Genomic DNA, 9,587 nt, shown 5'->3' with positions numbered 1-9,587 from the left:
CGATGACCACCACGCCCGAACAGATCGTCGAGGCCCTGCGCGCCGCGCTCAAGGAGAACGAGCGGCTCAAGCACCGGAACCGGGAACTGACCGCCGGGGCCGCCGAGCCGATCGCCGTCGTCGGGATGAGCTGCCGGTTCCCCGGCGGCGTCCGGGAGCCGGCGGACCTGTGGCAGGTCGTCACCTCCGGCGCCGACGTCATCTCCGGGTTCCCCAACGACCGCGGCTGGGACCTCGACGCGCTCTACAGCGCCGACCGCGACCGGCCCGGCACCACCTACACGCGCTCGGGCGGCTTCCTCGACGGCGTCGCCGACTTCGACCCGGCCTTCTTCGGGATCAGCCCGCGCGAAGCCCTCTCGATGGACCCGCAGCAGCGGCTGCTGCTCGAAGCTTCGTGGGAGGCGATCGAGCACGCGCGGATCGACCCGCTTTCCCTGCGCGGCAGCCGGACCGGGGTGTTCGCGGGGCTCGTCTACCACGACTACGGGTCCTGGCTGAGCCGCGCGCCGGAGGACCTCGAGGGCTACCTCAGCACCGGGATCTCCGGCAGCGTCGCCTCGGGCCGGATCTCCTACACCCTCGGCCTGGCCGGTCCCGCGGTCACCGTCGACACGGCGTGCTCGTCGTCCCTGGTGGCCCTGCACCTGGCTTGTGAATCCCTGCGCCGCGGCGAATGCGCGCTGGCGCTGGCCGGCGGGGTCGCCGTGCTGGCGACGCCGATGATGTTCGTCGAGTTCGCCCGGCAGGGTGCGCTGTCGGCCGACGGGCGGTGCCGCTCGTTCGCCGCCGGCGCCGACGGGACGGCGCTGAGCGAAGGCGTCGGCATGCTGCTGGTCGAGCGGCTGTCCGACGCGCGGCGGCTGGGGCACCCGGTGCTCGCGGTCGTCCGGGGCTCGGCGATCAACTCCGACGGGGCGAGCAGCGGCCTGACCGCCCCGAACGGACCGGCGCAGCAGCAGGTGATCCGGTCCGCACTGGCGAACGCCGGACTGTCCCCATCGGACGTCGACGTGGTGGAGGCCCACGGTACCGGCACCCGGCTGGGTGACCCGATCGAGGCGCAGGCCCTCCTGGCCACCTACGGCCAGGACCGGGAAACCCCGCTGTGGCTGGGCTCGGTGAAGTCCAACCTCGGCCACACCCAGGCCGCGGCGGGTGTCGCGAGCATCATCAAGCTGGTGCAGGCGATGCGCCACGGCGTGCTGCCGAAGTCCCTGCACCTCGACGAGCCGACCCCGCAGGTGGACTGGACCGCGGGGGCGATCTCCCTGCTGTCCGAACCGGTGCCGTGGCCGGAGACCGGCCGCCCGCGGCGGGCGGGGGTGTCGTCGTTCGGGATCTCCGGGACCAACGCGCATGTCGTCCTCGAGCAGGCGCCGGAGGGCGGCGAACCGGGCACGCACGAGGGTGTGGTGCCCTGGGTGGTCACCGGCGCGACCCCGGCCGCGGCCCGGGACCAGGCCGCGCGCTTGCGTGCCTTCGCGGCGGAACACCCGGAACTGTCCCCGTCGGACATCGGGTTTTCCCTGCTCACCACCCGGTCCGCGTGGGAGCACCGGATCGTCGTCGCCGGTGCGGATCGGGACACCCTGCTGGCGGCGTTCGAGACCGTGCGGCCGCGGCGGGTCGCGGGCGGGAAGCCCGCGTTCCTCTTCACCGGCCAGGGCAGCCAGCGCCGGGGGATGGGGCGCGAGCTGCACGAGCGGTACCCGGTGTACGCGCGGGCCTTCGACGAAGCGTGCGCCGCCGCGGGGATCGACCGCGACCTCGTGCTCGGCGGCGCCGAGCTGACCCGGACGGACCTGGCCCAGCCGGCGATCTTCGCCCTGGAAGTGGCGCTCTACCGGCTGTTCGAGTCGTGGGGTGCCCGCCCGGACCGGCTGGCGGGCCATTCGGTCGGCGAGCTCGCGGCGGCCCACGCCGCCGGGGTGCTTTCCCTGGCCGACGCCGGAAAGCTGGTCGCCGCCCGTGGGAGGCTGCTGCAGGCCCTGCCGGAGACCGGTGCGATGGTCGCGATCCAGGCGGCCGAAGCCGAAGTGCGTCCGCGGCTGGCCGCCACCGCCGACATCGCCGCCGTCAACGGGCCCGAAGCCGTCGTCGTCTCCGGTGCCGAAGACGCCGTTGCCGCGATCGCCGCCCACTTCACCGGACTCGGGCGGCGGACCAAGCGGCTCGACGTGTCGCACGCCTTCCATTCGCCCCTGGTCGAGCCGATGCTGGAAGAATTCCGGGCGGTCGCCGCCGGGCTGTCCTACGCGCGGCCCCGGATTCCGCTCGTCTCGGCCGTCTCGCCGTCGGCGGACCCGGCCACTCCCGGCTACTGGGTCGAGCACGTGCGCGCGACCGTCCGCTTCGCCGACGCGGTCGGCGCGCTGGCCCTGGCGGGCGTGACGACCTGCGTCGAACTCGGGCCGGACGCCGTGCTGTCCGCGATGGGTGCCGAGTGCGCCGAAGACCTCACCTTCGTCCCCGCCCTGCGAGCGGGGGAGGCCGAGACGGTCACCGCCGTGACCGCGCTCGGGCACGTCCGGGACGCCGACTGGCCGGCGTTCTTCGCCGGCGCGCGGACCGTCGACCTGCCTGCCTACGCCTTCCAGCGCGAGCGGTTCTGGCTCGAGCACGACCAGCCTGCCGGCGATCCGTGGCGCTACCGGATCACGTGGCCGGCCCTGCCGGAGCGGCCCGCGACCCCGCCATCGGGCACCTGGCTGGTCCTGCTCCCGGCCGATGGCGCGTCCTGGGCCGGGGAGATCCGCCATGCCCTGGATCCGGACGCCGTCACCGTCACGCTCGACACCGGCCTCGACCGCCACGCCGTTGCCGAACACCTTCACGCCGCACTGGGCGACACGACCCCCGCCGGTGTTCTTTCGCTCCTGGCCGCCGGGACCACGCCCCATCCCGGGCACCCGGAGATCCCGGCGGGGCTGGCGCTCACCACCGTCGCCCTGCAAGCCCTGGAGGGGATCGACGCGCCGTGCTGGCTCGTCACGTGGTCCGGCGTCGCGGTGGACCCGGCCGAAACCCCCGACCCCGACCAGGCCCGGATCTGGGGCCTCGGCCAGGTGGCCGCGCTGGAGGCGCCGGAGCGCGAACTCCGGCTCGCCGACGTCGCCGCCGGCGCGGTGCCGCGGTTCGCCGGCCTGCTCGGCACGGCGAGCGAGGACCGGGTCGCGGTCCGCCGGGACGCCGTCCACGGCCGTCGGCTGGTCCGGGCGGCGGCCCCCGCCACCGCCCCCGAACGGCCGTGGCGCCCGCGCGGAACGGTCCTGGTGACCGGCGGCACCGGCACGCTCGGCGCGCACGTCGCCCGGTGGCTCGCCGAGAACGGCGCCGAGCACCTGGTCCTCGGCAGCCGCCGAGGGCTCGAAGCGCCGGGCGCCGCGGACCTGCGAGACGAACTGACCGCGCTCGGCGCCCGGGTGACCGTCGCCGCGTGCGACGTCGCCGACCGCGCCGCGCTCGCCGCGCTGCTGGCCGAGCACCCGCCGAACGCCGTCGTCCACGCCGCAGGCGTCCCGCAGTTCACCCCGCTCGACGGCACGAGCGCCGCCGAGCTGGCCCGGGTCGCCGCGCCCAAGGCCGCCGGCGCGGCCCACCTCGACGACCTGCTCGCCGGCACCGACCTGGACGCCTTCGTGCTGTTCTCCTCCATTTCGGGGGTCTGGGGCGCCGACGGCCAAGCGGCCTACGCGGCCGCGAACGCCTACCTCGACGCCCTCGCGCAGCGCCGCCGCGCTCGCGGTCTGCCGGCCACGGCCATCGCCTGGGGCGCGTGGGGCGGAACCGGGATGTCGGCCCACGACGGCGTCGAGGAGCACCTGCGCCGTCGCGGTCTCGCCGCGATGCCGCCCCGGCGCGCGGTCGCCGCGGTGCAGCACGCTCTCGACCACGGGGAAACCGCCGTCGTCGTCGCCGACATCGACTGGGCCGCCTTTGTGCCCGCCTTCACCGCCGGTCGGCCCGGCTTCCTCCTGGACGAACTACCCGAAGCACGGCGGTTCGCGGCCCCCGCCCCGGCCGGGACCACGCCGCTCGCGGCCCGGCTGGCGCAGGTGCCCGAGGCCGACCGGCTGCCCTTCGTCACCGCGCTGGTCCGCGGGCACGTCGCCGCGGTGCTCGGGCACCAGGAGCCGGGCGGCGTCGACCCCGGCCGTGCCTTCCGCGAACTCGGGTTCGACTCGCTCACCGCCGTCGAGCTGCGCGACCGGCTCAACGGCGAGACCGGGCTGCGGCTGCCGGCGACCGTCGTGTTCGACCACCCGGACGTCACCGCGCTCGCCGCGGAACTGCACCGCACGGCGCTGGGAACCGTCCTCGGCGAACCTGCGGCCGCACCTGTCGCCGCCGACGAGCAGATCGCCGTCGTCGGCATCGCCTGCCGGTTCCCCGGCGGTGCCGGCACGCCGGAGGAGTTCTGGGACCTCGTCCGCGAGGGCCGCGACGCCGTCTCGGGCTTCCCGGCCGACCGCGGCTGGGACCTCGGGGAGTTGTACGACCCCGAGCCGGGCCTCCCCGGCAAGACCTACACCCGCTCCGGCGGCTTCCTCGACGACGCTGCCGGGTTCGACGCCGCGTTCTTCGGCATCAGCCCGCGGGAGGCCAGGGCGATGGACCCGCAGCAGCGGCTGCTGCTGGAGATCTCGTGGGAGGCCGTCGAACGCGCCGGCCTGGATCCGCACGGCCTGCGCGGCAGCCGCACCGGCGTGTTCGCCGGTGTGACGCACCAGGGCTACGGCCCGCCGTGGGACTCGGCCGCCGGAGCCGCGGCCGGGCACCTGCTCACCGGCATCGCCTCCAGCGTCGTGGCCGGCCGGGTGGCCTACACCTTCGGCCTGGAAGGCCCGGCCCTGTCGATCGACACGTCGTGTTCGTCGTCCCTGGTGGCGCTGCACCTGGCGGCCGAGTCGCTGCGGCGCGGCGAATGCACACTGGCACTGGCCGGCGGCGTGACCGTGATGAGCAACCCCGGCGCGTTCGTCGAGTTCGGGCGGCAGCGCGGGCTGGCCCCGGACGGGCGGTGCAAGCCGTTCTCGGCCGCCGCCGACGGGACGGCCTGGGGAGAAGGCGCGGGTGTGCTCCTGCTGGAACGGCTCTCCGACGCCGAGCGCCACGGCCACGAGGTGCTGGCGGTGATCCGCGGTTCCGCGGTCAACTCCGACGGCGCGAGCAACGGCCTCACCGCGCCGAACGGCCCTTCGCAGCAACGGGTGATCCGGGACGCGCTGGCGCGGGCCGGGCTCCGGCCGTCCGACGTGGACGTCGTGGAAGCGCACGGCACCGGCACGGAACTCGGCGACCCGATCGAGGCGCAGGCACTGCTGGCGACCTACGGCCAGGACCGGGAAACGCCGCTGTGGCTGGGTTCGGTGAAGTCGAACATCGGGCACACGCAGGCGGCGGCCGGGGTGGCCGGGGTGATCAAGATGGTGGCGGCGATGCGGCACGGCGTGCTGCCGCGGACGTTGCACGCCGACGAGCCGACGCCGCAGGTGGACTGGACCGCGGGCGCGGTGCGGCTGCTCACCGAGGCCGTGGCGTGGCCCGACGGCGGCCGGCCGCGCCGGGCCGGTGTCTCGTCGTTCGGCATGAGCGGCACCAACGCGCACGTCGTGCTCGAACAGGCACCGGTGCGCGAGCGCCCGCGACCGGCCCCGGCGGCCGGGCCGCTTGTCCTGTCGGCGAAGACCGGGACCGCGCTGGCCGCGCAGGCCGCCCGCTTGCTGTCCCACGTGGATGGTGAAGAGGACGTCCGGTGGGCGGATCTGGGTGCGTCCCTGGCCGCGCGCCCGCTGTTCGAGCACCGCGCCGTGGTGCTGCCGGCCGCGGACCCGCGGGCGGCGCTGCAGGCACTCGCGGCGGGTGGCCCGGCGTCCTCGGTGGTCTCCGGCGCCGCGACGAGCCCCGGCCGGACCGTGTTCGTCTTCCCCGGCCAGGGCGGCCAGTGGGCGGGGATGGGTGCGCGGCTGCTGCGCGAGTCGGAGGTGTTCGCCAAGCGGATGGCCGAATGCGACGCCGCACTCGGCGAGTTCGCCGGCTGGTCGGTGACCGGCGTGCTGCTCGGCGAACCCGGTGCACCAGGCCTGGACCGCGTCGACGTCGTGCAACCGGCGCTGTTCGCGATGATGGTTTCCCTGGCCCGGCTCTGGCAGTCCGCCGGCGTCGAGCCGGACGCGGTCGTCGGGCACTCGCAGGGCGAGATCGCCGCGGCGTGCGTCTCCGGTGCACTGTCCCTTTCGGACGCCGCGCGCGTGGTCACCCTGCGCAGCAAGGCATTGGGCGAGCTGGCCGGGCAGGGCGGGATGGTCTCGGTCGCCCTGCCCGTAGCCGCGGCGGCGGACCTGCCGGCCCGCTGGGGCGGCCGGCTCGCGCTCGCCGCCGTCAACGGGCCGTCGTCCACAGTGGTCTCGGGTGATCCCGACGCACTGGGTGAGCTGATCGCGTACTGCGACGGCGAAGGCGTGCGGGCCCGGGCGGTGCCGGTGGACTACGCCTCGCACTCGGCGCACGTCGAGCGGATCCACGACCGGCTGCTGCGCGAGCTGGCCCCGATCCGGCCGCGGGTGCCCGAGATCGCGTTCTGGTCGACCGTCACCGGCGAACGGCTGGACGGCCCGGAGACAGACGCCGGTTACTGGTACCGGAACCTGCGGCAGACCGTGCTGCTCGAACCGGTCGTCGAGCGGCTCGCCGGGCTGGGGCACACGGCGTTCGTCGAGGTCGGGCCGCACCCGGTGCTGCTGAACGCGCTGCTGGAAACCGTCGAGAACCGGGGCGCCGACGCGGTGGTGACCGGCACCCTGCGTTGCGACGACGGCGGCACGGACCGGTTCGCCGAATCGGTGGCCACCCTGCACGTGCGGGGTGTTCCCGTCGACTGGCGGTCGTTCTTCCCGGACGCGCGGCGCGTCCCGCTGCCCACCTACCCGTTCGAGCGCGAGCGGTTCTGGCTGGACCGCGGTGCGCCGTCCGGCGGTTCGCCGGACGGGCCACCCGGCTCCGGGCACCCGCTGCTCGGCGCGGTCGTCGCCGTGGCCGGGCGCGCGGAAGTCGCGTTCGCCGGACGGCTGAGCGTCGCGCGACAGCCGTGGCTCGCCGATCACGCCGTGCACGGCGTGATCCTGTTCCCCGGCACCGGTTTCCTCGAACTCGCGAGCGCCGCGGGCGAGCGGACCGGGTGCCCGGACGTCGGCGAACTGACGCTCGAAGCACCGCTGGTGCTCGGGACGACCGGCACCGTCGAGACGCAGGTGCTGGTCGGTGCGCCGGACGAGTCGGGACGGCGGTCCGTCACCGTCCACTCCCGGACCGGCGGCGAGGAGACCTGGACGCGCCACGCCACCGGGGTGCTGTCGGCGGGCGCGCCGACCGCGACCGGACTGCCCGGATGGCCGCCGCCCGGCGCGGTTCCCGTCGACCTGGCCGGCTTCTACGACGACCTCGCCGAGCGGGGTTACGGCTACGGCCCGGCCTTCCGCGGCCTGCACGCGGCCTGGGTGGCAGGCGACGACGTCTACGCCGAGGTCCGCCTCCCGGACGGCTGCGCACCGGACTCCTTCGGGCTGCACCCGGCGTTGCTGGACGCCGCGCTGCACGCGTCCGGGCTGCGGAACGCCCCGGACGGCCTGCCGTTCTCGTGGACCGGCTACACGCGGTTCGCGGCCGAGGCCACCGCGGTGCGCGTCCGGCTGTCCCCGGCCGGCGACGGGCTCGCGGTGACCGTCGCGAGCGAGACCGGGGAACCGGTCGCCCGGATCGGCGCGCTGGTGACGCGGCCGGTCCCCGAACCGGCCCGCCCGGCCACCGACGGGCTGCACCGGCTCGACTGGGTGCCCGTCGCGGCCCCGGCCGAGCCGACGGCGAGCTGGACCGAGGTGTCCACAGTGGACGACGTGGTGACGGCGAGCGGGATCCTGCTGGCCGGGTTCGCCGCCGAGGACGGCGATCCGGCGGGGACCGTCCGCCGGACGACGTTCCGGGCGCTGGAACTCGTGCAGGCCTTCCTCGGCGACGAGCACCGCGCCGGGACCGACCGGCTCGTGCTGCACACCCGCGGCGGCGTCGCGGCCGCGGCCGGGGAGCTGCCGGACCCGGCGCAGGCCGCGCTCTGGGGCCTGGTGCGCTCCGCGCAGTCCGAGCACCCCGGCCGGTTCGTGCTCGTGGACGACCCGGCGGGCGACCACCTCGCGGCAGCTGTCGCCCTCGGCGAGCCGCAGGTGGCCGTCCGGGACGGCGAGTTCCGCGTCCCGCGCCTGACCCGGGCGGACCCCGGCGAGGCGGCTCCGGCGTGGGGCGGCGGGACCGTGCTGGTCACCGGCGCCTCCGGGCTGATCGGCGGCTTGGTGGCCCGGCGGCTGGTCGGCCACCACGGCGTCACCCGGCTCGCGCTGCTCGGCAGGCGCGGGGCCGGCAGCCCGGAAGCCGCCGCCTTGCTGGCGGAGCTGCGCGACCGGGGTGCCGACGTCAGCTGGCACGCGTGCGACGCGGCGGACCGGGCCGCACTGGCCGAGGTCGTGGCCGGCCTGCCGGACCTCACCGCGGTCGTGCACGCGGCCGGTGCGCTGGACGATGGCGTCGTCACGGCCCTGACCCCCGAGCGGATCGAGACGGTGCTGCGGCCCAAGCTCGACGCGGCACTGGCCCTGCACGAGGTGACGAAGGACCACGACCTGGCGGCGTTCCTGCTGTTCTCGTCGGCGGCGGGCTTGCTGGGGACGGCCGGGCAAGCCGGTTACGCGGCCTCGAACGCCTTCCTCGACGCGTTCGCCCGGCGGTTGCGCGCCGCGGGCGTGCCGGCGAAGGCGCTGGCCTGGGGCCTGTGGGCCGAGCCGAGCGGGATGAGCGGCGGCCTCGGCGACGTCTACCTCGCCCGCGGCGCCCGAATCGGCCTGCTCCCGCTGTCCTCGGACCAGGGCCTCGAACTGTTCGACGCGGCGCTGGCTGTGGACGACGCCGTCGTCGTCCCGGTGCGCGTCGACACGACCGTCCTGCGCTCGGCGGAGGATCCGGCCGAGGTCCCGGCGGTGCTGCGCGGCCTGGCCGGGCCGCCGCGGCGGCGGGACACCGGCCGCGGCCCGGACCCGGCCGGCTTCGCGCGGCGGGTGCGCGGCGCGGCCCCGCCGGAGCGCGCCGAAGCCGTGCTCGGCCTGGTGCGGCAGCTGACGGCGGACGCGCTGGGATTCACGTCCGCCGCGGCGGTCCGCGACGACCGCGGGTTCCTGGAGATCGGCTTCGACTCGCTGATCGCCGTGGAGTTCCGCAACCGGCTCAGCGCCGCCACCGGCGTCAAACTGCCGAGCACGCTGGTCTTCGACCACCCGTCGCCGGCCGCGGTGGCCGCGTTCACCGAGGCCCGGCTCGCCGGGGACGCCGACGACACCGCGGCCGCGGCCCTCGCCGGCCTCGACGGCGTGGCCGCCGCGCTCCGGACCGCCGGGCCGGAAGCGCGGGCCCGGATCCTCACCCGCCTGCAGGCCCTCGCCGCCGATCCCGGCGCCGCACCGGACGACGGCCCCCGTGACCTCGACGGGGCGTCCGACGAAGAACTCTTCGACCTCATCGACAACGACTTCGGGGTGGCGTGA

General features: G+C 76.0%; 1 protein-coding gene. It reads left to right on the top strand.

The genetic code is table 11. The annotated features are described in order from the left end of the window. The first annotated feature begins 2 nt into the window (after positions 1-2). Positions 3-9,587, top strand: coding sequence for a type I polyketide synthase (locus ABZX11_RS28835; protein ID WP_354918605.1), 9,585 nt, complete (start codon positions 3-5; stop codon positions 9,585-9,587).

It is taken from the genome of Amycolatopsis sp. NPDC004169, from assembly GCF_040610315.1.
Classification (GTDB): domain Bacteria; phylum Actinomycetota; class Actinomycetes; order Mycobacteriales; family Pseudonocardiaceae; genus Amycolatopsis.
Note: the sequence above shows the minus strand (reverse complement) of the source record. Positions and strands in the feature narration are given on the sequence as shown.